The 23,488-nt window shown below is 58.9% G+C and carries 22 protein-coding genes; 13 read left to right on the top strand and 9 right to left on the bottom strand.

Going from position 1 to position 23,488, the window contains the following annotated elements; all coding sequences use genetic code 11:
* The first annotated feature begins 59 nt into the window (after positions 1 to 59).
* Entirely contained in the window at positions 60 to 2,612 is a 2,553-nt protein-coding gene (locus AC1RN6_RS14135) for a circularly permuted type 2 ATP-grasp protein (protein ID WP_493006074.1), read from the top strand.
* A complete protein-coding gene (locus tag AC1RN6_RS14130; RefSeq protein WP_493006073.1) occupies positions 2,609 to 3,550 on the top strand; it encodes a transglutaminase family protein in 942 nt (313 codons plus the stop codon). The genes AC1RN6_RS14135 and AC1RN6_RS14130 overlap by 4 nt, the downstream gene beginning before the upstream one ends.
* A gap of 13 nt (positions 3,551 to 3,563) precedes the next feature.
* Here the strand turns inward: AC1RN6_RS14130 and AC1RN6_RS14125 are convergent, their stop codons facing one another.
* From AC1RN6_RS14125 to AC1RN6_RS14110, 4 genes are all read right to left on the bottom strand, one after another.
* Complete coding sequence (locus AC1RN6_RS14125; protein ID WP_493006072.1) at positions 3,564 to 5,606, bottom strand: sodium:solute symporter family protein; 2,043 nt, start codon at positions 5,604 to 5,606, stop codon at positions 3,564 to 3,566.
* Positions 5,596 to 5,931 (bottom strand): DUF4212 domain-containing protein, encoded by a 336-nt coding sequence (locus AC1RN6_RS14120; RefSeq protein ID WP_493006071.1) that lies wholly within the window; start codon positions 5,929 to 5,931, stop codon positions 5,596 to 5,598. The genes AC1RN6_RS14125 and AC1RN6_RS14120 overlap by 11 nt, the downstream gene beginning before the upstream one ends.
* 1 nt (position 5,932) lies before the next feature.
* The gene (locus tag AC1RN6_RS14115) at positions 5,933 to 7,492 is read right to left on the bottom strand and encodes a sensor histidine kinase (RefSeq protein WP_493006070.1); all 1,560 of its coding nucleotides are present in this window, start codon (positions 7,490 to 7,492) and stop codon (positions 5,933 to 5,935) included.
* Between the two features lie 62 nt (positions 7,493 to 7,554).
* Positions 7,555 to 8,259 (bottom strand): response regulator, encoded by a 705-nt coding sequence (locus AC1RN6_RS14110; protein WP_493006069.1) that lies wholly within the window; start codon positions 8,257 to 8,259, stop codon positions 7,555 to 7,557.
* A gap of 228 nt (positions 8,260 to 8,487) precedes the next feature.
* Here AC1RN6_RS14110 and AC1RN6_RS14105 point away from each other — a divergent pair, with 228 nt between their 5' ends.
* The 4 genes from AC1RN6_RS14105 (at position 8,488) to AC1RN6_RS14090 (ending at position 10,992) form a co-directional block, all read left to right on the top strand.
* The gene (locus AC1RN6_RS14105; protein WP_493006068.1) at positions 8,488 to 8,901 is read left to right on the top strand and encodes a hypothetical protein; all 414 of its coding nucleotides are present in this window, start codon (positions 8,488 to 8,490) and stop codon (positions 8,899 to 8,901) included.
* Positions 8,902 to 9,123: 222 nt separating this feature from the next.
* Complete coding sequence (locus AC1RN6_RS14100) at positions 9,124 to 10,083, top strand: Tim44 domain-containing protein (RefSeq protein ID WP_493006067.1); 960 nt, start codon at positions 9,124 to 9,126, stop codon at positions 10,081 to 10,083.
* A gap of 174 nt (positions 10,084 to 10,257) precedes the next feature.
* Positions 10,258 to 10,680 (top strand): OsmC family protein, encoded by a 423-nt coding sequence (locus tag AC1RN6_RS14095; protein WP_493006066.1) that lies wholly within the window; start codon positions 10,258 to 10,260, stop codon positions 10,678 to 10,680.
* Positions 10,681 to 10,842: 162 nt separating this feature from the next.
* Positions 10,843 to 10,992 (top strand): hypothetical protein, encoded by a 150-nt coding sequence (locus tag AC1RN6_RS14090; RefSeq protein WP_493006065.1) that lies wholly within the window; start codon positions 10,843 to 10,845, stop codon positions 10,990 to 10,992.
* Here AC1RN6_RS14090 and AC1RN6_RS14085 read toward each other — a convergent pair.
* The 3 genes from AC1RN6_RS14085 to AC1RN6_RS14075 all read right to left on the bottom strand — a co-directional run bounded on the left by AC1RN6_RS14085 (position 10,989) and on the right by AC1RN6_RS14075 (position 14,402).
* Entirely contained in the window at positions 10,989 to 11,960 is a 972-nt protein-coding gene (locus AC1RN6_RS14085; RefSeq protein WP_493006064.1) for an aliphatic sulfonate ABC transporter substrate-binding protein, read from the bottom strand. The genes AC1RN6_RS14090 and AC1RN6_RS14085 overlap by 4 nt on opposite strands.
* Before the next feature lie 205 nt (positions 11,961 to 12,165).
* Entirely contained in the window at positions 12,166 to 12,771 is a 606-nt protein-coding gene (locus AC1RN6_RS14080) for a sensor histidine kinase (RefSeq protein WP_493006063.1), read from the bottom strand.
* 2 nt (positions 12,772 to 12,773) lie between these two features.
* Complete coding sequence (locus AC1RN6_RS14075; RefSeq protein ID WP_493006062.1) at positions 12,774 to 14,402, bottom strand: tetratricopeptide repeat protein; 1,629 nt, start codon at positions 14,400 to 14,402, stop codon at positions 12,774 to 12,776.
* A 419-nt stretch (positions 14,403 to 14,821) separates the two neighbouring features.
* Here AC1RN6_RS14075 and recA point away from each other — a divergent pair, with 419 nt between their 5' ends.
* From recA to AC1RN6_RS14045, 6 genes are all read left to right on the top strand, one after another.
* Positions 14,822 to 15,928 (top strand): recombinase RecA, encoded by a 1,107-nt coding sequence (recA, locus tag AC1RN6_RS14070; protein WP_493006061.1) that lies wholly within the window; start codon positions 14,822 to 14,824, stop codon positions 15,926 to 15,928.
* Positions 15,929 to 15,984: 56 nt separating this feature from the next.
* Complete coding sequence (gene recX / locus AC1RN6_RS14065) at positions 15,985 to 16,452, top strand: recombination regulator RecX (protein ID WP_493006060.1); 468 nt, start codon at positions 15,985 to 15,987, stop codon at positions 16,450 to 16,452.
* A gap of 478 nt (positions 16,453 to 16,930) precedes the next feature.
* Positions 16,931 to 18,097, top strand: a complete 1,167-nt coding sequence (gene sucC, locus AC1RN6_RS14060; RefSeq protein WP_493006059.1) for an ADP-forming succinate--CoA ligase subunit beta — start codon at positions 16,931 to 16,933, stop codon at positions 18,095 to 18,097.
* A 17-nt stretch (positions 18,098 to 18,114) separates the two neighbouring features.
* Positions 18,115 to 18,996 (top strand): succinate--CoA ligase subunit alpha, encoded by an 882-nt coding sequence (gene sucD / locus AC1RN6_RS14055; protein WP_493006058.1) that lies wholly within the window; start codon positions 18,115 to 18,117, stop codon positions 18,994 to 18,996.
* A 162-nt stretch (positions 18,997 to 19,158) separates the two neighbouring features.
* Entirely contained in the window at positions 19,159 to 19,884 is a 726-nt protein-coding gene (locus tag AC1RN6_RS14050) for a TerC family protein (protein WP_493006057.1), read from the top strand.
* A gap of 195 nt (positions 19,885 to 20,079) precedes the next feature.
* Entirely contained in the window at positions 20,080 to 20,604 is a 525-nt protein-coding gene (locus AC1RN6_RS14045; RefSeq protein WP_493006056.1) for a pilin, read from the top strand.
* A gap of 92 nt (positions 20,605 to 20,696) precedes the next feature.
* On the opposite strand, the gene moaC is transcribed toward AC1RN6_RS14045, so the two are convergent.
* Positions 20,697 to 21,212 (bottom strand): cyclic pyranopterin monophosphate synthase MoaC, encoded by a 516-nt coding sequence (gene moaC, locus AC1RN6_RS14040; RefSeq protein ID WP_493006055.1) that lies wholly within the window; start codon positions 21,210 to 21,212, stop codon positions 20,697 to 20,699.
* A 74-nt stretch (positions 21,213 to 21,286) separates the two neighbouring features.
* Here moaC and AC1RN6_RS14035 point away from each other — a divergent pair, with 74 nt between their 5' ends.
* On the top strand, positions 21,287 to 22,855 hold the full coding sequence (locus AC1RN6_RS14035; protein ID WP_493006054.1) for a beta-barrel assembly-enhancing protease: 1,569 nt from the start codon (positions 21,287 to 21,289) through the stop codon (positions 22,853 to 22,855).
* An 18-nt stretch (positions 22,856 to 22,873) separates the two neighbouring features.
* On the opposite strand, the gene AC1RN6_RS14030 is transcribed toward AC1RN6_RS14035, so the two are convergent.
* A complete protein-coding gene (locus AC1RN6_RS14030; RefSeq protein WP_493006053.1) occupies positions 22,874 to 23,488 on the bottom strand; it encodes a DUF2946 family protein in 615 nt (204 codons plus the stop codon).

The raw sequence follows: 23,488 nt of genomic DNA, 5'->3' as shown, positions 1-23,488 counted from the left end.
GCCGCCGCCGTCCGTCATTGCTTCACCGCATGACGGCGGCGGTTGCGCCCCAAAATTCTATGTATCAGCGCCTCCTGCAAAGCTACACTGCCGACGCCGATCGTTATGACGAGATGCTGGCTGCCGACGGCGGTTTGCGCCCACACTGGCGCACGCTGATCGATCAGCTGGAAAATCTTTCTCCCGAGATGATGCGCCGTCGCGCCGACGAAGTACGCGATGCGATTGCTTCCGACGGCATGACCTATAACGTCTATGCCGATCCGCAAGGCGTCAACCGTCCGTGGGAGCTGGATCTGTTGCCGCAGATCGTTGCCGCGGATGAGTGGCGGAAGTTGTCGAGCGCCGTCGCGCAGCGTGCGCGCCTGCTCAACGGCGTACTGGCGGATCTGTACGGCGACCAGCAATTGCTGTCCGAGGGATTGTTGCCGCCGGCGCTGGTGTTCGGCCAGCACGGCTACCTGTGGCCATGCCGCGACGTACGTCCGCCGGGCGGCGTGCATCTGCATCTGTATGCGATCGATCTGGCGCGCTCAGCCGATGGCAAATGGTGGGTGATCGCGGATCGTACGCAGGGCCCGTCCGGTTCCGGCTATGCTTTGCAGAACCGCCAGATCATGATGCGCGCCTTGCCCGAGGCCTTGCGCGACATGCACGTGCAGCCTCTGCTCAATTATTTCCACGCGCTGCATCAATGCCTTACACGTCTGGCGCCGACGTCCGGCGAGCCGCCGCTGGTGGTGCTGCTGACGCCGGGGCCGTATAACGAAACGTACTCGGAGCATGCCTTCCTGGCGCACACGCTTGGCTTTCCGCTGGTCGAAGGTGTCGATCTGACGGTGCGCGGCGACATGGTCTTTCTGAAGACGCTGACCGGCTTGCGCCGCGTGCACGCGATCATGCGCCGTCTCGATGATGACTATTGCGATCCGCTGGAGCTGCGCTCCGAGTCCGCGCTGGGTATTCCCGGCCTGACGCAGGCGGCGCGTTCCGGCAACGTGCTGATTGCCAACGCGCTCGGCAGCGGCATGCTGGAATCGACTGCCTTGCACGGATTTTTGCCGGCGATTTGCCAGCGCCTGCTGGGCGAAGAACTGGCCTTGCCCGCGGTAGCATCGTGGTGGTGCGGCGAAAAGCCTGCGCTGGAATACACGCTCGCCCATCTGGAAGAACTGGTGATCATGCCGGCCTTTCCATCGATGCGCATGCAGCCGGTGTTCGGCCACACCTTGAATGCGCAGGCGCGTCGCCGTCTGGTGGAGAGCCTGCAACTACAGCCGCACGCTTATGTGGCGCAGGAATGGGTGCGCCTGTCGCAGGCGCCGGTGTTATCGCGCAGCGGCGAATACCGGTTGATGAATCGCACCATCAGCCTGCGTGTCTTCGCCGTGGCTGATGGCGAGGGCGGCTACCACGTCATGCCGGGCGGGCTCACACGCGTGGCGCCCCGCCAGCGCCGCGACGTCGTATCGATGCAGCAGGGCGGCACCAGCAAAGACGTCTGGGTGCTCAATGATCGCAGCGACGACGGCGACTCTTCCGGCGCCGGCGCCGCTACGGCAGAGACCAGCGTCGCTGTCGGACCGGGCGCCATGACGGATCCGGTATCGCGCACCTCCGATCTGATCCGTACAACCGTAGATGTTTCCTCTCACGCCGGCGAAAACCTGTTCTGGATGGGACGCTACGCTGAGCGCACCGACAACCTGGCGCGCCTGTTGCGCACGACACTGCAATGCACGACAGAAACACAAAGCGAGAACCGCGCGATTCTGCGCAGCGTCAGCGAAGTGTGTTTCCGCCTCGGTATCCTGATGCCGAAGTCGGAGCAGGCGCATCCGACCATCACGGCCTTGCAGCAGAGTCTGCAAGCGGCCATCTCCGATCCGAGCGCCAACGTCAGCATCGCCACGCATCTGCGCCACTTGCATCATTCCGGCTATCAGGTGCGCGAGCATCTTTCGCTGGACAACTGGCACGCGCTCAATCGCATGCCGCCGATGGTGCAGGACAAGATCAACTCGCCGACCGCCATGCTGCACGTGCTCAACAACGTCATACAGGGTTGTTCCGGTCTGGCAGGCCATGCGTTGGACGACATGACGCGCGACGAAGGCTGGCAGTTCCTGATGATCGGCCGCCATATCGAACGCATGGTGCATCTGGCCACTTTGTTCGATCAGTTCATGCAACTCGAACCGGCGCGTCAGAACAGCGCGCTCACCTGGCTGCTGGAATCGTCGAGCAGCATCGTGACTTATCGCGTGCGCTATCGCCGCACGCCGGAGTGGCTGCAGGTATTGCACCTGCTGGTGTTCGACGTCAGCAATCCGCATAGCATCGCCTATCAGTTCCGCATGCTGCAACATTACCTGACCGACATTGCACAGCAACTCGGCATCCTGAGCATGAATATTCCGGCGCACCTGAGCGATCAGCTCAACGGTTTCGCCTTGCCTGATTTCTCTCGCGACGCAGCGACTTCCGAAGCTGCCAATGCGCGGCTCATGCAGCTTATGCGCGAAGCGACGGCTGCCGGTTTCTCGCTCACCGACGATCTGGCGCGGCATTTTTTCACGCCGCTCACTGCTCCTGTCAGTCAGGGGGTATGAGTATGAGCCAGGCGACTTATCACATCATTCATGAAACCAATTATCGGTACGCGGTCCCGGTACGTCTGTCGCATCAGGTGCTGCGGCTGACGCCGCGCTCCTTGCCGTGGCAGACGTGTACTTCCCATTTCATCAATATCCTGCCCGGGCCGACCAGCCTGATCAATCTTTACACCGACAGCTTCGGCAATGCGCTGCAGTCGTTCTCTCTCGATCAGGATCACACCAGTCTGGAAGTGTATGCGGAGTCATGGGTAGAGATTTCGCCGCGTCTCTTGCCGGCATCCACGCTGCCATGGGAGCAGGTGGCGGAGACCTTGTCCTACCGTGCTGGCCACAGTCTGCCGCCGGATATGCTGGAAGCGTCGCGTTTCATGTTCGAATCCTCGCATGTCCGTATCAAGCGCGAGTTCGCGCGTTATGCTGCAGAGTGCTTCACACCCGGTCTGCCGCTGCTGGCCGGCATTGATCGGCTGATGAAGCGGATCTTCAGCGAATTCACTTTCGATCCGGAGGCGACCACGGTATCGACGCCGGTGACGGACGTGTTCGTCAACCAGCGCGGCGTGTGTCAGGACTTCGCGCACTTCATGCTGTCTTGCCTGCGGTCACTGGGTTTGTCGGCGCGCTATGTCAGCGGCTATCTGTTGACGCAGCCGCCGCCGGGGCAGGCACGTCTGATCGGCGCCGATGCCTCGCATGCCTGGGTGTCGGTGTATTGTCCGGGTGCCGATGGGCAGCCCGGGACCTGGATTGACGCCGATCCGACGAATGGGATTTTCCCGGATATCAGTCACATCACCCTTGGTTGGGGACGTGACTTCCTCGACATCTCGCCCTTGCGCGGCGTACTGATCGGCGGCGGCCAGCAGACGATGGATGTGGCGGTAACAGTGATGCCGTCGGAAGAAGTCCCGGGATTGCCGTTTGCGCGCTGAGCCCCGGTGAGCCCTAAGGTGTCCGAATATGATCAATCAGCGCAATGGTTCGCTCATCCGGTGGCGGCGTCAGCAGGCTGACGATTAGCAGCGCGGCAACGCCGACCGGTACGCCGAAAATACCGGCGGAAATCGGCGCAATATGAAACCACTGGTTCGCAGGATGACCGCCGAACGCAGGATGGGTGTGCAGCATGTAATACACGCACATGACGAAGCCGCTGATGATGCCGGCCACGGCGCCGGCCTGGTTGGCACGCTTCCAGAAGATTCCTGCCACCAGCGCCGGAAACAAGGTCGATGCCGCCAGCGAGAAAGCCACCCCTACCATGGATAAAATATCGCCCGGTTTCAGCGACGCTGCATAAGCAGCAAGCAACGCCACCACTAGCAGCAGCAGCTTGGAAATGGTCACCCGTTTTTGCGAAGAAGCTGCCGGATCGACGACCTTGTAATACACGTCATGCGACAGCGCATTCGAAATCGTCAGCAATAATCCGTCCGCAGTCGACAGCGCCGCCGCCAGTCCGCCGGCGGCCACCAGCCCGGAAATGAAATAGGGCAGGCCGGCGATTTCCGGTGTGGCCAGCACGATGATGTCGCCGTCGAGGGCGATCTCTCCGAGTTGCACGATGTTGTCGTGATTGAGGTCGGTGATGCTGACCAGAGGATTGACCTTGTCGATGTTGGCCCAGTAATACACCCAGTCCGGCAGATGCGCATAATTGCTCCCGACCAGCGAGGTATAGATGTCGTACTTCACCAGGATCGCCAGCGCCGGTACCGTGATGTAAATCAGCATGATGAAGAATAATGTCCAGAACACCGATTTGCGCGCCTCATGCACCGTCGGCGTCGTGTAGTAGCGCATCAGGATGTGCGGTAGCGCCGCCGTGCCGAGCATCAGGCAGAACACCAGCGCGAGGAAGTTGTTGCGCTTGATCTCGGAAGCGTCTTCATCCTTGCCCGGGAAGGGCTCGGTCTGCGACACCGGCGGTTGTGCGCGCGCGAGGTTGTAGGCCTTGGCGTCATTCCATTTGCGCTCGGCTTCGTCTACCGACTTCGGATAAGCCGTCAGCGCCCGGCTGGCGCTCTTGATGTCGGCCAGCGAGGCGTGGCTGTTGCGTTTGACTTCTTCGATGTGATGTTGCGCATCGATGCGGCCGTCTTCCCATGATCGCGGAAGGCTCTTGAGCTTCTTGTCGAAATCGTCGGCCCGCGCCTGGAAGATGGCGCTGACTTCCTTCTCTTTCGGATCGTCGGCAATGCGCTTCTCTGCAGCGTTCAATTTGGGTAGCACCGAGCCGTACGCGACCTGCGGTATCGGTACGCTGGTATGTTTGGCCGACAGCCAGATTACCGGGATCAGGTAGGCGAACAGAATGATGATGTACTGCGCCACCTGCGTCCAGGTGATCGCCCGCATGCCGCCGAGGAAGGAGCACACCAGAATGCTCGCCAATCCGAGGAAAATGCCGATCGAAAAATCGATGCCGGTGAAGCGTGATGTGATCAATCCGACGCCATAAATCTGCGCCACCACATAAGTGAAGGAAATGATGATCGTCGCAATCACCGCCAGGATGCGTACGAAGTTGCCGCTATAGCGGCCGGCATACCGTTCCGCCAGGAAATCGGCGATGGTGTACTGTCCGAACTTGCGCAGATAGGGCGCAATCAGCAGCGCCACCAGGCAATAGCCGCCGGTCCAGCCCATGATGTAGGCTAGGCCGTCGAAGCCTTGCAGATACAATCCGCCGGCCAGGCTGATGAAGGTCGCAGCAGAGATCCAGTCGGCTGCTGTCGCCATGCCATTGAACAGCGCCGGCACGCGCCGGCCGGCGACGTAGTATTCCGGCACGTCGGAGGTGCGGCATACGACACCGATGCCGGCATACAAGGCGATCGTGACGAACATGAACAGATAGCCGATCCAGGCGCGCGGCATGCCCTCATGCTCGAGTACAGCCAGCACCAGCAGGAACAGGATGAAGCCAATTGTGTACCAGCCGTAGTAAGCGCTCAGGCGGCGGAAAAACTGCTTGTTAGTCTCCATGCATCTGCTCACTGTGAAGATGCAGCCGGCGTTCGGCGCGGCGCATCCAGATGGTGTACACCACGACGATGGCCAGGTAGACCAGCATGATGCCTTGTGCCGCCATATAGAACGACAGCGGCCAGCCGAACAGAACGACGCGGTCGAGCTGGCGCGCAAAGAACACGGCGACGAAGGTCACCAGAAACCACAGCACCAGCAAAGCCAGCGTCAGCCGACGTGTCTTGTCCCAATAGGCCGACGGCGTCATGGGTGCAATAACGGCTGCAGCCGACGTGGCCGGCGTATCGGATAGGGAGGGAGCAGAAGGCGTCTTCTCAGTCATGTCAGCCGATGTCGTCGATAAAAGCCTGGCGCGGCGTCATGCGCAGCACCACCCGGAACAGGCAGCCAGGCGCCTTGGGATCCTGACTGCGCGGATTGTTGTGAATTTCTACCGAGGCATCGTGCTGCTGTGCGATTTCGCGCACGATGGCCAGGCCCAGTCCGCTGCCAGCAGCATGCGTGCCGAGGATGCGGTAGAAGCGTTCAAAGACATGCTTGCGCTCAGCCGGTGCGATGCCGGGGCCGGTATCTTCCACTTCGAGGAAGGCCAGGCCGCTTTCTTCATCGTCGCGTGCGCGCACCGTCACGCTGCCCAGCGGCGGCGTGTAATGCAAGGCGTTGTCGAGCAGGTTGTTGAGCAACTCGCGCAGCATGACCGGATTACCTGAAATCATGATCGGATGGCCGGGCTGCTCGAAGCCCAGGTCGATGCGCTGGGTGAACGACATCGGCACCCAGTCCTGCACCACCGTACGCGCCAGCTCGGACAGCTCCAGCGGCTGGAAGGGTGAGGTCTCCGGCGTCTGGTTCTCGGCGCGCGCCAGCGACAGCAACTGATTGACCAGGCGCGTCGCGGATTCCGAGCTCTTGGCGAGCTGTTCCAGCGAACGATGAACATCGGCCTGATCGGTCTGGCGCAGCGCCAGTTCGGATTGCATGCGCATGCCGGCCAGCGGCGTCTTCATCTGATGCGCAGCGTCGGCGATGAAGCGTTTTTGCAGCGCGATGGTTTGCGACAGCCGCGCCAGCATATCGTTGAGCGAGCGCACCAGCGGCGAGATTTCTTCCGGCACCTGGCCTGAGTCGATGGGACTGAGATCGTCCGGGCGTCGCGCGCGGATGCGTTGCTGCAGCTCGGACAGCGGCGACAAGCCGCGAGAGAGAGCAAACCACACCAGCGCCAGCGCCACCGGCAGGATGACGAACTGCGGCAGGATCACGCCCTTGATGATTTCATTGGCGAGCTGCGCGCGTTTTTCCAGCGTCTCGCCGACTTGCACGGTCGCCAGGCGCGGTTCTTTCGAGGACGCGGCACGCTGCTCCGACGTGCGGCGCAGATCGACTTGCGTATACGCGATGCGCACGTCATTGCCGTGCAGGATGTCGTTACGGAACATCACCGTGCCGATGGTCAGCTTGTCGTCGTCGGTGGTCGGTTGCGGCATGTCGCGGTCGCCCTCGACGAACTCGCCGCGCGGACCGGTGATCTGAAAATAGATATTGTCGATGTCGTCGGCGCGCAGCAGATCGCGGGCCGACACCGGCAGGCGCGCCACGGTCTTGCCGTTGATTTCGGAGACTTGTTGCGCCAGCACGGTGACGCTGTCTTCCAGCGCGCGGTCGAACGGCTGGTTGGCGATCGATTGCGCGATCAGGTAGGTAATGGCGATGCTCATCGGCCACAGCAGCAGCAACGGCGCCAGCATCCAGTCGAGAATTTCGCCGAACAGCGAACGCTGGATGCGCTCTTCCGGCTGGGTGGCGATGGCGGTGCGGCGTTTGCCTTTGGCGGAGGTAGGCGGCGAAGTTGCGCCGCCGGCGGCGTCGCGCGCGTCAGGCATGGATGTCACCTGCGAGTGCGCCACCGCAAAGATCGTTCAACGGAGAAAAGTGAAAGCGGGCGTCAGACGCTGGCGGCAATGCCGGCGCTGGCGATGGAATCGGGCAGTTTTTCCAGGCAATAGCCGAGTCCGCGCACCGTCGCAATGCGGATGCCGCCGACTTCGATTTTCTTGCGCAGACGGTGGACATAGACTTCGATCGCATTATTGCTGACTTCCTCGCCCCATTCGCATAGATGATCCACCAGCTGTTCCTTGGAAACCAGCCGTCCGGTACGCTGCAATAATACTTCGAGCAGCCCCAGTTCGCGTGCAGAAAGATCGAGCATTTGTTCGCCGATATAGGCGATGCGGCCGACCTGGTCGTAGCTGAGCGAGCCATGCCTGATCACCGTCGGTCCGCCGCCGGCGCCGCGACGGGTCAAAGCCCGCACGCGGGCTTCCAGTTCGGACAGGGCAAACGGCTTGGCCATGTAATCGTCGGCGCCAAGGTCGAGACCCTGCACCCGCTGCTCGACCGAGTCGGCGGCGGTCAGGATCAGCACCGGCAACCGGGAGTTGCGCGCGCGCAGGCGGCGCAGCACTTCCAGTCCGGACATCTTGGGCAGGCCCAGATCGAGGATCAGCAAATCAAAGTCTTGTGTGGACAAAGCGGAATCGGCTTCCACGCCATTCTTGACGCAATCCGCCGCATAACCCGAGTGACGCAGCGAACGCGTCAAACCATCGGCCAGGACACTGTCATCTTCTGCAAGCAGGATACGCATGGTTAGATCCGCAGGAGTATGCGGCGTTGTCTCGTGTTTTATAGGAATAATGCAGTATTTTTCTGCATATTCTACTAAATCGAGGTCCATTGCAACGCATAATCGTGCTGGCTTTGCGGTTAGTCAAGGCGACCTTATTTTCTTCTCAAGCCCTTGATATATCAGCGTAATGCCCGCATCTGACCTGACTCTTGGTATAATTTTCAGGTTACTTGTCTCAAAACCTCAATGAAACGCCTGTTTGCCCTCTTGTTGATCTTTCTGTTGCCCATGCAAGTCTTTGCAGGGATGCTGACGTACAAGACCGGCATTGACTCCGCAGCGCTGGAGTTGCAGGTGCAACAACGGCAAATGCTGGAAGTGCAGCTGGAGAGGCAGGCCCAGTTGATGGAAGTCGCCGGCGCAGGCCAGATGACATCCGACGACCAGGCCATGCCGGCTGATCAATCCGACCGTGACGACGACACGTCGTATGCGGACAGCGAAGATTTTTCCAATCACGCCGGCATCGGCGACGAAACCGTGCTCAATCCGACACTGGCTTTCATCGTTGACTCGGCGACTCTGGCGCCGGCGCTGCATAGCGACGATGCGCGCCAACCACCTTTCCTTCCTCCCGCCGGCCGTCCGCCGCGGGTCTGATTCCCTTCTTGCCGCTCGCGGCAATCCCCGGTCTTCGTCCGCAGTGCGGCGATAGCTGACGGCACGCGCCTTCTTCATCTTGTTTTGTGATTGTTTGCGTTGTGTTCGCTGCGCCTGCCGCATCTGATCCGATGCCTTGACCTGGGTTGTTTCACTACCGGTTTTTATTGCTTTACGGCCGATGCGACCGCCTTCGCATCACATTCCATCTCAGGAGATAGCATGAAAAAAGTATTTGTCGCGCTGATAGTGGCTGCGATGACCCTATCAATTGGCGTAAGCAGCGTTGAGGCCAAGCGTCTCGGCGGCGGCGGCTCGTTCGGCAAGCAGTCGTCGGGCGCTAGCCGTCAGGCGCAAAGCCCGATGCAGCAGAACCAGGCCGCGCCTGCCAAGCCTGCTGCGCCGGCTGCAGCACCAGCTGCCGCCGCACCTAAGCCTAGCCCTTGGAAGGGCATTCTCGGCGGTGCGCTGCTGGGTCTGGGTCTGGGCGCATTGTTGTCGCACTTCGGTCTCGGCGGCGCCATGGCCAGCATGATCAGCACCATTCTGATGGTGGCCTTGCTGGCGTTCGCCGCGATGTTCATCTACCGCATGTTCCGCCGCAAATCGGAAGGCAACAGCAGCGAGCGTCCCGCTTATGCGTCGGCTTCGGCGCCGGGTGCTGACCAAGGCGGCAACTCCACGCCGGCGATCGGTTCCCTGCTGGAACCGGCACAGCCGCCGAAGGCGCTGCAAGGCACTTCCTTCGGTAGCGGTGCTACGGCCGTCGGCATGGGTGCGGCGGCAGCGGAGCAATCGTCTTACGGTATCCCTGCCGACTTCGATACGGTTGGTTTTGTGCGCAATGCCAAGACTTACTTTATCCGTCTGCAAGCTGCCTGGGACAAGGGCGACGCCAATGACATCCGCGAATTCACCACGCCGGAAATGTTCGGCGAGCTGAAGCTGCAATTGCAGGAACGCGGCGCATCGGCCAACCATACCGACGTGGTCTCGCTGGATGCCGACATGCTGGGCGTCGAAACGGTCGGCAACGACTACCTGGCCAGCGTGAAATTCTTTGGTTTCATCAAGGAAGATCCGGCCTCGTCGCCAACGCAGTTCAACGAAATCTGGAACCTCTCCAAACCTGTCTCCGGCAACGGCGGTTGGGTATTGGCCGGTATCCAGCAATTGTCGTAATGTGTTGATCGCTGGTCGGATACTTTCCTCCGATCAAGCTGAAAAGCCGCTCTTCGGAGCGGCTTTTTTTATGAGTGGTCATTTCCGCCTCTCCTACGCCGGGTTGCGGGCTTGTCTGATGCCGCCTGATCCGCCGTGGCCGCATGATGTTATTTTGTGCAAAAGGAGAACACCATGCAACGACAAGCTTCCGCCGTCTGGAACGGCAGTCTGAAAGACGGCAAGGGATCATTGACCACCGAGAGCAAGACGCTGGACGCGACGCAGTATTCGTTTTCCACGCGCTTTGAAAACGGCGTCGGCACCAATCCCGAAGAGCTGATCGCGGCGGCGCATGCCGGTTGTTTTTCGATGGACTTATCGAGCCGTCTGGGCAAGGCCGGTCTCGGCGTCGAGCGTATCGATACCAACGCCACGCTGACGCTGGAAAAGGTTGAGGATGGCTTTTCCATCACGTCCATCGTGCTGGACGTGAAGGCCAAATTGCAGAATCCGGATCAGGCCAAGTTCGATGAGGCCGTTGATGCGGCAAAGAAAGGATGTCCGGTGTCGAAGGTGCTGAAGGCCGACATCAGCGTGCGCGCCAGCCTTGCATGACAAATGGAAGTTGACGTCTCGTGCGCGTCGCGTCAGCGAGAACCGAGATGGGATGGCGGTCGTCTGTCGGGTTGCCGTTCTTGCGCCGGCTCTTCTTCCTGAGGAATGATTCGGTACTGGTCCGTTGAGTCAGCTGCGCCTGGCGCATCTTCCACATCCCGTATGTTTCTTGCGTCTCTGGCATCCCTTGCCGTGCAATCGCACGACAAGGGATCTTCTTTTGTGCGCAAGGGAAAACGCAACGCCAGCGGTACGGCGATGATCGCCAGTGCCGCCGTGGTTGCGTCGAGCCAGTCCATGTTCTTCTTTTAAGCCGGTTTCCAGATTGCCACGTCGGTCGCATTGACCTTCTTCGGCAGCAGACCGGCAGCGAAAAACGTATCGGCGATACGTTGCTGTTCACCCAGTGCGCCCACTACCACCGACCGCACATCGTAGCTGCGACGGCTGTTCGCCAGTTCGATGGTCGGCGCATCCAGGCCCCAGAGTGGCGCCAGGAAGGTGGCGGCTTCCTTCGGATTCTGGCGCACCCACAATCCCGTTTTCTTCAGTTCGTTGAACACGATGGCCAGTACGTCGGGATGCGCTTCCGCAAATGGCGTCGACGCCAGATAGTAGCGTTGATAGTCGGCGACATTGCGGCCATCCGAGAGAACGCGAACCTGCGCCTGTTTCTGTACGCCGGCGAGAAAAGGATCCCAGGTGACCCAGGCGTCAACGCTGCCGCGCTCAAACGCGGCGCGGCCATCAGCCGGGGTCAGATACGCGACCTCGATGTCGCTGAATTTCAGTCCTGCTTTTTCGAGTGTCGCAATCAGCAGGTAATGCACGCCGGCCGCCTTGGTGACGGCGATTTTTTTGCGTTTGAGATCGGCGACGGTCTTGATTGGCGAATCGGCGCGCACGACGATGGCTTGCGCAGATGGCGAGGGCGCTTCCTGCGCCACGTAGGTCAGTTTCGCGCCCGCTGCCTGCGCAAACACCGGCACGGTGTCGGCTACGTCTGCGCTGAGATCGACGCCGCCGACATTCAGCGCTTCCAGCAACGGCAGACCGCTGGAAAACTCATGCCAGCTGATCTTGACGTTGAGCGGCGCCAGCAGCTTTTCCAGCGTGCCGTTGCTCTTGATGATGGTGAGCAGCGTTGACGATTTCTGATAGCCGATACGCAGCGGCGTGGGTGAGGTTTTGGCGCTTTGTGCAAAGACGGGCAATGCAAGGCTTGCACTGCCGGTGGCGCTGAGCAGAGCAATGGCCTGGAGCAGGCGACGGCGGTCCATGTTGTTCTTTTCCCTTTTTTGGTCGAATCCGGGCCGGCAATTGACAGGCAATTGCAGCCACTTTGGGATCGACTTTACGGACGAAGTCCGGCGAAAAGAACGATTTTTTTCGCGCTTGCTTATTTGCTTAGCGCATGTGTTGCAGGAGATGCGGAGGATCGATCCGGCGCGCCTTCGGGGCAGACGCCGGATGAAGTCGGGTGAATTACGGCAAGCGCAATTCGAATTGGGCACCACCGTCAGGGTGGTTGGCGAGCAGGGCTTCGCCTTTTTTGTCGCCTTTGTGATGGGCGCTGGCGATGGCTTTGCACAGATCCATGCCGAGGCCGGTCGACGGCTTGGCTTCGTGCGTGCCGATGCCGGGACCGTCGTCGCGGACGCTGAACACCACGCCGCTGCCGTCTTTATGGCAACCAAGCTCGATGCGCGTGCGGGCGAAGCGGGTGGCGTTCTGAAGCGCGGCTTCCAGCGCCAGGCCGACCAGGTTTTCATCGAAGAAGGCAATCAGCGGCATGCCTTCTTGATTGATGACGACTTCCAGGCCGGTCTGGTTGATGGTCAGGTGACGCAGCAATCCTTCCAGGAAGTCCTGCGGCGACAGCGCTTCAACTTGCGCAGTCAGACCTTGCGACGAGGCCTTGTACAAGGTCAGGAAACCGATCAGCTTTTCTTGCAGGGTCAGGCAGGTGGTATGTGCCTGGCCGGCGCGTTCGTCGGTCGCGCCGTCTGCCAGCATGCGCAGTTGGCCTTCGAGAACGCCGAGTGAGTTTTTGATGTCGTGAACAATAATCGCAGCAAGTTTGGGATCCATGGTCAGCTTTTCTGAGCGGCTTTTGCTACCGCTTCGCGTAAAAATTTATGCATCTTGCTGACGCGGTCATTGCCCGGTATCAGACGATCTAGAGTGTTGAGGTAGCGATTGACGCGCTTGACGTATTCCTGATGGATGCCGCGCTGGCTCATCCACAGCAGGTGCAGCTGGGCGGCGGCCATCAGGACGCCGGTGTTTTCCGGCATGCTGTGCAGCGCTTCTTCCAGCTTGGCCAGCGATTCGTCGGGCTTGGCGCTGCGCATGAGCGCGTTGGCTTCCGAGATGATCGACATACATTGCTTGACTGCGCCGTCGACCAGTTCGTCGGCCATGTTTTCGCGGCCACTGTCGATCAACACCTTGCGCGCCAGCGCCTGCAGCGTTTTGTTTTCGTGGTCCGACTTCACGGCCTTGGAGATCAGTTCGGCGCCTTCGTCATCGCGGCCCATCGAGAAGGCCGCGCGCGCCAGCGCCAACGTGGCCATTTCGGAGGGCACGCCGCCGGCCGATCTCATCGCGCTTTCAAATTCTTTTTCGGCAGAAATCATGTCGCCGCGCTGCACGTGCGCCTGGGCAGCGACGGCCGATTGCGCGGAGGTGAACATCTTCGATTCGGCATAGCGCTTTGGCGCGGCGGCCAACAGTTCCAGCGCGCCTTCGGCGTCACCGGTGTCGACGTGCACCTGCGCCAGCGTCAGCAAGTCGCTCGGTTGCGCCGTCAGCGAACCCTTGGTGTGTTTGAGCACGCGATCGAAGGCGGTCTTGGCCTGTTCGAGATCGCCGACGCGATAAGCTGCATCGCCGACCAGCCGGCTGCGGCGCGCGGAAGGGATGATTTCCGACGAACGCGACAAGGCGTCCAGCGCTTCATTCTGATTGCCCTGGGCTTCTTCGATTTGCGCCAGCAGGTCGTAGGCTTCAATGTATTGCGAATTCTGCGCCAGCACGTCTTGCACCAATATCTTGGCATCATCCAGCTGGCCGGCGACGATATTGCAGCGCGCCATGCCGACCTTCGCCCAGACCAGATCGTCGCGCATTTCCAGCGCTTGCGCATACACGGCGCGAGCTTCTTCAATGCGGCGCAGCTCAATCAGAAGGCTGCCTTTGGTCTTGAGGATGTCGACGATCCACTTCGGCGCAACCTTCAGTACGTTGTCGCACTCGACGATGGCGCCGGCCTGATCTTTGCGCTTGAGTTTTTCGTTGATCGGCAGCAGGGCGTTCTGCTTTTCCAGCAGGCGATCGATACGCTCGGCCAGTTTGGAAGCCGTCAGCGGCTTGAGCATGTACGCATCTGGCTGAAACTCGGCGGCGCTGGCCACCAGGTTGTAGCCGCTTTCCGCCGTCACCATGATGAACATGGTGGTCGGCGGCAACATGTGTTGGGTGCGGAAAAACTCCAGCAACTGCTGACCGTTGGTTTCCTTGTTCAGATTGTAGTCGCAGACGATCAGGTCGTAGGCAGCCGCCTCCACGAAGCGGATCGCTTCATCGGGCGTGCCGGCCTGGTCGACTTTCGTGATGCCAAGCTGTCCCAGGTGCATGCGAATGTTTTGGCGCATGGTGGGCATGTCATCAATGATGAGCGAACGCAGGCTGCTGATACGGCTGAATGGAACCAGGGTCATAAGGGGCGATACGAAAAAACGTAATATTACTAGCTAGAAATGTATATCAGATACGGTGAATACCCATGGAAAAAACGGGTATTTAACGCAATTTGTTCAAATTATAGAGGCTGAAGGCATTTTCCTCACTGCGGTGCGTCGTTTTGTCCTGCCTTCCTTGTCGTGTTGCAACAAAGCAGGTATGAAATGACGGCGGCAGGGCGGCTATAATCGGGAGCGCGATACTAACAGACATAAGAAGCAGGCTGATTTCTTTCGCCGTGGTGCCTTCAGGGCATAACGTTGTTTTTAGCGCAAATCTGCAACAGCAGAAAAAGTGCTTGCACGAACAACTGTTTTTTTATACAGTACTGCTTAACCAATTCATTGATCTGCGGATTCGCGGATCCAGACGATTCTCCTTGCTGAAAGAAACTCCTATGGACGATAAAAAAGCCACGAATGCCAGTAACTCGGAAAAGGGCAAGGCACTCGCCGCTGCTCTGGCGCAAATCGAGAAGCAGTTCGGCAAAGGCTCGGTCATGCGCATGGAAGATGGCGCCGTTGTCGAAGAGATTCAGGTCGTGTCGACCGGTTCTCTGGGACTGGACATCGCGCTGGGCGTCGGCGGTCTGCCACGCGGTCGCGTGATTGAGATCTACGGCCCTGAATCGTCGGGTAAAACCACGCTGACGCTGCAAGCCATTGCTGAAATGCAAAAAATCGGTGGCACTTGCGCTTTTATCGATGCGGAACACGCGCTGGACGTGACCTACGCTCAACGACTGGGCGTGAATCTCTCCGATTTGCTGATTTCGCAACCGGATACCGGCGAACAGGCGCTGGAAATCACGGATGCGCTGGTGCGTTCCGGCGGTGTTGACCTGATTGTCATTGACTCGGTCGCCGCGCTGACGCCACGTGCTGAAATCGAAGGCGACATGGGTGATTCCCTGCCAGGCCTGCAAGCGCGTCTGATGTCGCAAGCCCTGCGCAAGCTGACCGGCAGCATCAATCGCACGAATACCACCGTCATCTTCATTAATCAGATCCGTATGAAGATCGGCGTCATGTTCGGCAATCCGGAAACGACCACCGGCGGTAATGCGCTGAAGTTCTATGCTTCCGTCCGTCTGGACATTCGCCGCACCGGTTCGATCAAGTCGGGTGACGAAGTCATCGGCAGTGAAACCAAGGTCAAGGTAGTCAAGAACAAAGTCGCACCGCCGTTCCGCGAAGCGCACTTCGACATTCTTTATGGCGAAGGCACATCGCGCGAAGGTGAAATCCTCGATCTGGGCGCCGACGCCAAGATCGTTGAAAAGTCGGGCGCCTGGTATAGCTATAACGGCGAACGCATCGGCCAGGGTAAGGACAATGCGCGTAACTACCTGAAAGAGCGTCCTGAACTGGCACGCGAAATCGAAAACAAGGTACGCGCTTCCCTGGGCGTGCCTGAGTTGGCAGCAGCAGGCGCTCCGGCCGCTGCAACGCCGGCGCCAACAGGCAAAGGTTCTGCAAAGAACGTAGCCGCCGAAGAATCCTGATGTCGTTGTACCTCGCTCGAGTCTTGTCGGTTGCAACGATCGCGACGGTGTAACCGATGCCCAGGCCGCAACTCAGCCTGAAGGCACGAGCGCTCAAATATCTCTCTTCACGTGAGCATAGTCGTCTGGAACTTGCGCGTAAGCTAACCCCTTACGCGCAAGATGACGACGATATCGAAGCCTTGCTCAACTGGCTCCAAGAATCCAAATTTCTCTCGCAAGAACGTTTTTCCGAATCGCTGGTGCATCGGCGCGCGGGCCGCTACGGCAATAATCGCATTTTGTCTGAGCTGAAAAGCCACGGCATCAACGGCGAAGCGCTGGGTGATGCGAAGCTTGAACTTGCTCAAGGCGAGACGCAGAGGGCTCGCGAGGTCTTGAGTCGCAAGTACGCAGCAGCGCCGGAAGATGCCGAGACACGCGCCAAGTGCATGCGCTTCCTTCAGCAACGCGGTTTTTCTCATCGGGCGATTCAGGCCGCAGTCAAAACGGCGTGGAGCGATGAGCCTCACGATGATGATTAATCAGCGTCGTTGACAACCGGCCGCACCGTGATGCTTTCCCCGGACGTTAGCCGTTAATCCCGAAGTCTTGCGGAAGGACGTGCGCTTCAGGTGATTCTGCAATTCGTCCTTGTCTTCCACTGACATGAATCTCTGCAAAATACCCGGTAGTGGCTGATCCGACTGCCTAGCCGGGCGGAGCTGTGCTAAAATCTCCGGGTTTTTGCTGCGCCGCATTAGCGGCTGTCATGGCAATCTTTGCGATGACGACACGCAATGCGACAACGATTAATGTTGATCAAATGGCATTCTCTATGCCCAACGCACTGTCTGCACCTTCTACTAAGCAATCCGCGAGGCTTTCCAGCTTCGGCGTGCCCCCGTTCGGGCGGGCTGCGCAATCGCGGGTTCTTGCCTCCATTCGCGCCGTGCGGTTCTGCCGCCAGCCGGATTTCAATCCAGTAAGTTTTATTTAATAGTGTCTTAAAGGGAAGCTCCCATGAAAATCCATGAGTATCAGGGCAAAGAAATCCTCCGCCAATTTGGCGTGACCGTTCCACGCGGCATTCCGTGCCAATCCGTCGAAGACGCTGTCAAGGCAGCTGAAACGCTGGGCGGTCCGGTATGGGTCGTCAAGGCGCAAATCCACGCGGGTGGCCGCGGCAAGGGCGGCGGCGTGAAAGTTGCCAAGTCCCTGGAGCAAGTCAAGGAATACGCCAATCAGATCCTCGGCATGCAGCTGATTACTCACCAAACCGGTCCAGAAGGCCAAAAGGTGCGTCGCCTGCTGATCGAAGAAGGCGCAGACATCAAGAAAGAACTGTACGTTTCCATGGTCACTGACCGTGTGAGCCAACGTGTGGTCCTGATGGCTTCCAGCGAAGGCGGCATGGACATCGAAGAAGTCGCAGAAAGCCATCCGGAACTGATCCATCAGATCGCTATCGATCCGGCTACCGGCCTGACCGATGCTGATGCTGACAGCATCGCCACCAAGATCGGCGTTCCAGCCGCTTCCGTTGTTGATGCACGCAAGCAACTGCAAGGTCTGTACAAGGCTTACTGGGAAACCGATGCATCGCTGGCCGAAATCAATCCGCTGATCCTGACCGGCGACGGCAAGGTTATCGCTCTGGACGCCAAGTTCAACTTCGACTCCAACGCCCTGTTCCGCCATCCGGAAATCGTCGCTTACCGCGATCTGGACGAAGAAGACCCGGCTGAAATCGAAGCATCGAAGTTCGATCTGGCTTACATCTCCCTCGACGGCAATATCGGCTGCCTGGTCAACGGCGCCGGTCTGGCCATGGCCACCATGGACACCATCAAGCTGTTCGGCGGCGAGCCTGCCAACTTCCTGGACGTGGGCGGCGGCGCGACAACAGAGAAGGTTACTGAAGCATTCAAGATCATGCTGAAGAACCCTGAACTGAAAGCCATCCTGGTCAACATTTTCGGCGGCATCATGCGCTGTGACGTGATCGCTGAAGGCGTGATCGCTGCGTCCAAGGCTGTTTCCCTGAAAGTGCCGCTGGTTGTGCGCATGAAGGGCACCAACGAAGAAATCGGCAAGAAGCTGTTGGCCGACTCCGGCCTGCCAATCATCTCGGCAGACAGCATGGAAGAAGCTGCGCAAAAAGTTGTTGCTGCAGCCAACGGTAAATAATAGGACAAGGAATAGCTATGTCGATTCTGATCAATAAAGACACCAAAGTCATCACCCAAGGTATCACCGGCAAAACCGGTCAATTCCACACCCGCATGTGCCGCGACTACGCGAACGGCAAGAACGCATTCGTTGCAGGCGTGAATCCGAAAAAGGCCGGCGAAGATTTCGAAGGCATTCCAATTTTCGCGAATGTTGCCGAAGCCAAGAAGGCAACCGGCGCGACTGTGTCGGTGATTTACGTTCCGCCAGCAGGCGCAGCCGCTGCAATCTGGGAAGCTGTTGAAGCCGATCTGGATCTGGCCATCTGTATCACTGAAGGCATCCCTGTCCGCGACATGATGGAACTGAAAAACCGCATGGCAAAGGCTGGCAGCAAGACTCTGCTGCTGGGCCCTAACTGCCCGGGTCTGATCACGCCAGACGAAATCAAGATCGGCATCATGCCAGGCCACATCCATAAAAAGGGCCGTATCGGCGTGGTTTCCCGTTCGGGCACACTGACTTACGAAGCCGTCGGCCAGCTGACAGCGCTGGGTCTGGGCCAATCGTCCGCAGTCGGTATCGGCGGCGACCCGATCAACGGTCTGAAACACATCGACATCATGAAGGCATTCAATGATGATCCTGACACCGACGCCGTCATCATGATCGGTGAAATCGGTGGTCCTGACGAAGCCAACGCTTCGTACTGGGTCAAGGACAACATGAAGAAGCCAGTCATCGGCTTTATCGCCGGCGTGACTGCGCCTCCAGGCAAGCGCATGGGCCACGCCGGCGCGCTGATCTCCGGTGGTGCTGATACTGCTGAAGCCAAGCTGGCAATCATGGAAGAGTGCGGCATCAAGGCAACACGCAATCCTTCCGAAATGGCACGTCTGCTGAAGTCGGTTCTGTAATTCATTTGCAGCAATAGCAAGCAAACGGCAGGCCGGATGGATTTGTCGCAGTTGTTGCAGTACCGACAGAACTTCCCGGGCTGACCGGTGACATAACAATATGGGGAGCTCCGGCTCCCCATATTGCTTTCGTGTCCAAACACTATGATGGGGGAACGGTTAATGGATTTTTTACTGGAATTGAATTGGCTCGCTGTCGGCCAGATCATCCTGATCGACATTTTGCTCGGTGGCGACAATGCCATCGTGATTGCGCTGGCATGCCGCAACCTGCCTGACAACTTGCGCTTCCGCGGCATCTTGTGGGGCACATTCGGCGCCATCGCGATTCGCATCGTCCTGATCGCGTTTGCGGTGAGCCTGCTGCAGATGCCTTACATCAAGCTGGTCGGCGGCGTGTTGCTGTTCTGGATCGGCACCAAGCTGCTGAGCGACGATGACGGTCATGGCGAAATCAGCGGCAGCGACAAATTGTTCTCGGCGATCAAGACGATCATCGTGGCCGATCTGGTGATGAGCCTGGACAACGTCATCGCCATCGCGAGCGCCGCTGAACAGGCGGCCGGAGAACATCAATTGTTGCTGGTGGTATTTGGTATCCTTGTCAGCATTCCCATCATCGTCTGGGGCAGCACGCTGGTGCTCAAGCTGATGGAAAAGGCGCCGCTGATCATTACGCTGGGTGCGGCTTTGCTTGGCTATCTGGCGGGCGGCATGATTATCTCGGATGTGGCGATTCGCGGCTGGGTGCAAAGCTATCTGCCGCATCACGAAGTGGTCGTGCCGGGATTGCAGCTGCATCTGAGTCTGCCCGGCATCGTGGGCGCCATCGGTGTCGTGATTGTCGGCAGCCTGCTCGCCCGCAGAGCCGCTCAAGAGCAGCATTGACAAGGTTTTAAGCGAATGATGAAGTCGCCGCACATCGGGCGGCTTCGTCACCTCGTTATAAAAATGTTCACAAAAGCGGCATTGGCGAATATCATCGATCTGGGGAGAATGCGTTGCCAGAGAGAAAATATCTGTCATCAAACAATGACTAAGCAGCGCTCCTGAAAAATCGATTTTTTGTAATAGGAAAACAATATGCAAGCAACACGGTCTGCACGTTATACACAAACCGGTTTCACCCTGATCGAATTGATGATCGTCATCGCTATCGTCGGCGTTCTGGCGATGGTGGCTATTCCGCAGTATCGGGATTATCTGATCCGCGGCAAAGTGGCAGAGGGGATCAATCTGGCTACGCCTGCAAAAATGGCGGTGGCGGAAACCATCATGGCGAAGGGCGGAACTACGTTCGATCAGGCCGCTACCGGTTATGTCTTCAAGGCGACCGATGATCTCAAAACGGTGAAGGATATTTCGATTGCCAATGGTGGCGCGATCACCATCACCTTCGGCGAAATCGGTGGCGATGGCAATGGCACGACACTGAAGATGGTGCCGTCGGCAGCCAATCCGAGTGCTATCACCTGGCTGTGCCAGGCCGCGCCGGCAAACGCTGCCGCGACGACACCTGCGGCTCCTGCAGGCACGCCGTCAGCTGCGTCTGCTACCGCGCCGGCAACCTTGCCATCGAAGTATGCACCAGAGAATTGCCGCAGCTGATCTCGCAACCGGTTAGCCGGATATCAACAAAAAAGCGTGCCGTTGGGCACGCTTTTTTATTGTGGAAACCGGATGCACGCTCCGTGCAGCTGTTACGCCTGGGACCACGATCCCGACTTGCCGCCGTGTTTCTCCTGTACCCGAATATCGGTCATGACCATGCCGCGGTCGATGGCTTTTGACATATCGTAAATCGTCAGCAGACCGACTTGCACCGCTGTCAGCGCCTCCATCTCCACGCCGGTTTTACCCTGTGTTTCGACGCGCACGGTGCAGTTGATGCTTGACTGCGGCTGGTCAATGTCAAAATCAACGGAGACATGCGTCAGCGCCAGCGGATGACATAGCGGAATCAGATCGCTGGTGCGTTTCGAAGCCATGATGGCGGCAATGCGAGCTATACCCAAAACGTCGCCTTTCTTAGCCGTACCGGATTGAATCACTGCAAGCGTTTCCGGCCTCATGCGGATGGTGCCGCTGGCGATGGCGACGCGGCGCGTTTCCGCTTTGCCGCCGACATCCACCATGTGCGCCTGGCCACCCTGGTCGAAATGGGTCAGACCCTGATTAGTGTCGGCATTGGAATTTGTCGTCTTGGAAGAAGTCATAGCGGCAGAATGTCGGAGCGGTGAATACTGCGAGTATCATAGCAGGCATCGCAGGTAACTATTTCATTGTCCCTATGCGTCAGCCAGTCGTTCCCGATCGAACCAGCACCACCATTGCGCCGTCACGGCGCCGTTTTTTTCGTCTGCGCCCCTTGTTGGCGGCATTGGCGTTGTCGCTGGCGAGCTTGCCTCTGGCCGTGGCGCCCAATCTGAGCACCGCACAGACTTTGCCCACACTGGGCGACACCGAACGCGAGGGCTTGTCGCCGCTGATGGAGCGCAAGTTGGGCGAGCAAATCATGAAGGAGATCCGGCATGATCCGGACTATCTCGACGATGGTCCGCTGCTCGAATACCTGAACAACTTCGGCGCAAACCTGATCTCGGTGCGTCCCGACGTGCGTGGAGAAGCCGGCTACGATTTCTTTTTCTTTGCCGTGCGCGATCCGGTACTGAATGCGTTTGCCTTGCCGGGTGGTTTCATCGCGGTGCATTCCGGCTTGATGCTGGCGGCGCAGAGTGAATCGGAACTGGCGTCCGTGCTGGCGCATGAAATCGGCCACGTCGCGCAGCGCCACATCGCGCGCATGATTGGCCAGCAAAAGCAGAATTCCATGATTCAGCTGGCGTCCATCGTACTCGGTGCGCTGGCCGGCGTTTCCAAGGTGGGCGGCGATGCCGCCATGGCGACAATGATGGGCGGTACCGGCGTGGCCATGCAGCGGCAACTCAACTTCAGCCGCGATGCCGAACGCGAGGCTGATCGCGTCGGTTTCCAGATCCTGAAGGACGGCGGTTTTGATACGTCGGGGATGGTGGCGTTCTTCGGTCGTCTGCAAAGCGCGTCGCGCAATTTCGGCGACGCATTGCCGCCTTATTTGCTGACTCACCCGCTGACGACGGAGCGTATCGCCGACATTCAGGCGCGGATTCGCGATCAGCGTTACAAGCAGCGTGCGGATAATCCAGACTTTCAACTGATCCGTGCACGGGTGCGGCTGCTGCAAGACAATTCGGCGCAAGGCGTACGCGACGCGCAGGCTTACTTCGAGTCGCAATTGCGCCAGAATACCAAGATGCAGATCATGGTGTCGAAGTACGGTCTGGCGTATGCCGCCTATCTACAGCGTTCTTACGACAAGGCGGAAACGCTGTTGCAAGAAGCGCGCGCCGCATCGCAGCCGATGGTGCCGAGTATCCTGTTCAGCAATCTGGAGATCGATATCAAGATCGCCAGGAAGCAACCCGAACAGGCGCTCAAGATCGCCGATACTTTGCGTAAACAATTTCCCATCTCACGCATGGCGGCGCGGCAATACGCCGACGCGCTGATTGAAAGCCGTCGCTACGATCAGGCGGTCGCGTATCTGCGAGATCAGGCGCAGCTCTATCGAAGCGAGGTGGCGGTGCAGAATTTGCTCGCCAAAGCATACGCAGCGCAGGGCAAGCAGGCGCTGCAGCATATGGCCTTGGCGGAATCTTACTTCTTGTCCGGCAGCTTGCCGGCTGCCATTGAGCAGTTGGGTATCGCGCGTACGGCTCCCGATGCGACGTTCTATGATCAGGCCATGATCGACGCGCGTGAACGCGACCTCAAAGAGCAGTGGAAAGAAGAAATGAAGGAAACCAAAGGGCGCGGATAATTCGGGCGAGGCGGCTCGTCAGCCCGCGGTTTGGGTTTTTGCCCCGGTACGCGGTTGTGTAATGAAGCCAAATTGTTCTGCGAGATTCCCGGTTTCCGTCCATTGCAAGGCAAGACTCTGTCCGGCGTAAGGTAGGCTCAGTGCGCTGCGGTGCTTGTCTTCCAGCCATGTCATGATTTGCTCGTCGCTTGCCGGAGCACCCTCCAGCGTGAGGGTGGCAAGCACCCCGGCAGCATCTCTGTCGTCCAGCGCAGCGACGACGTCTCCCGCCACCAGCAGCAAGCGCCCCTCCTGCGTCAGCCATGCCTGCGACAGCATCGGCAGCGTCTCGCCTGTGTGCAGCACGAAGCCTGCCACCGGATCGGTACGGACGATATAGGGAGTGATCTCCAGATCGACATAGACGCGTTGCGGACCATTCTGGAAATACCAGCGGCCGGTAGCGTCATGCGTGTAATTGCGATTGATGAAGCCCAGCAGTGTCGGGTGACTGATTTTGTCGCCCGGCAAATTGAGGTGCTGCGCGCGTTCATCGCGCATGCGCCAGTTGCCGCGCGCGTCCAGCATCAGCCAGCCGAAGCAATGCGGCACGTTCGGCCACTTGGCCATGGCTTGCCGGACGATCTCATCCAT

Source organism: Herbaspirillum sp. GW822-FHT03A08 (genome assembly GCF_058801885.1).
The sequence above is the reverse complement of the archived record's forward strand: the minus strand, read 5'-3'. Positions and strand labels throughout refer to the sequence as shown.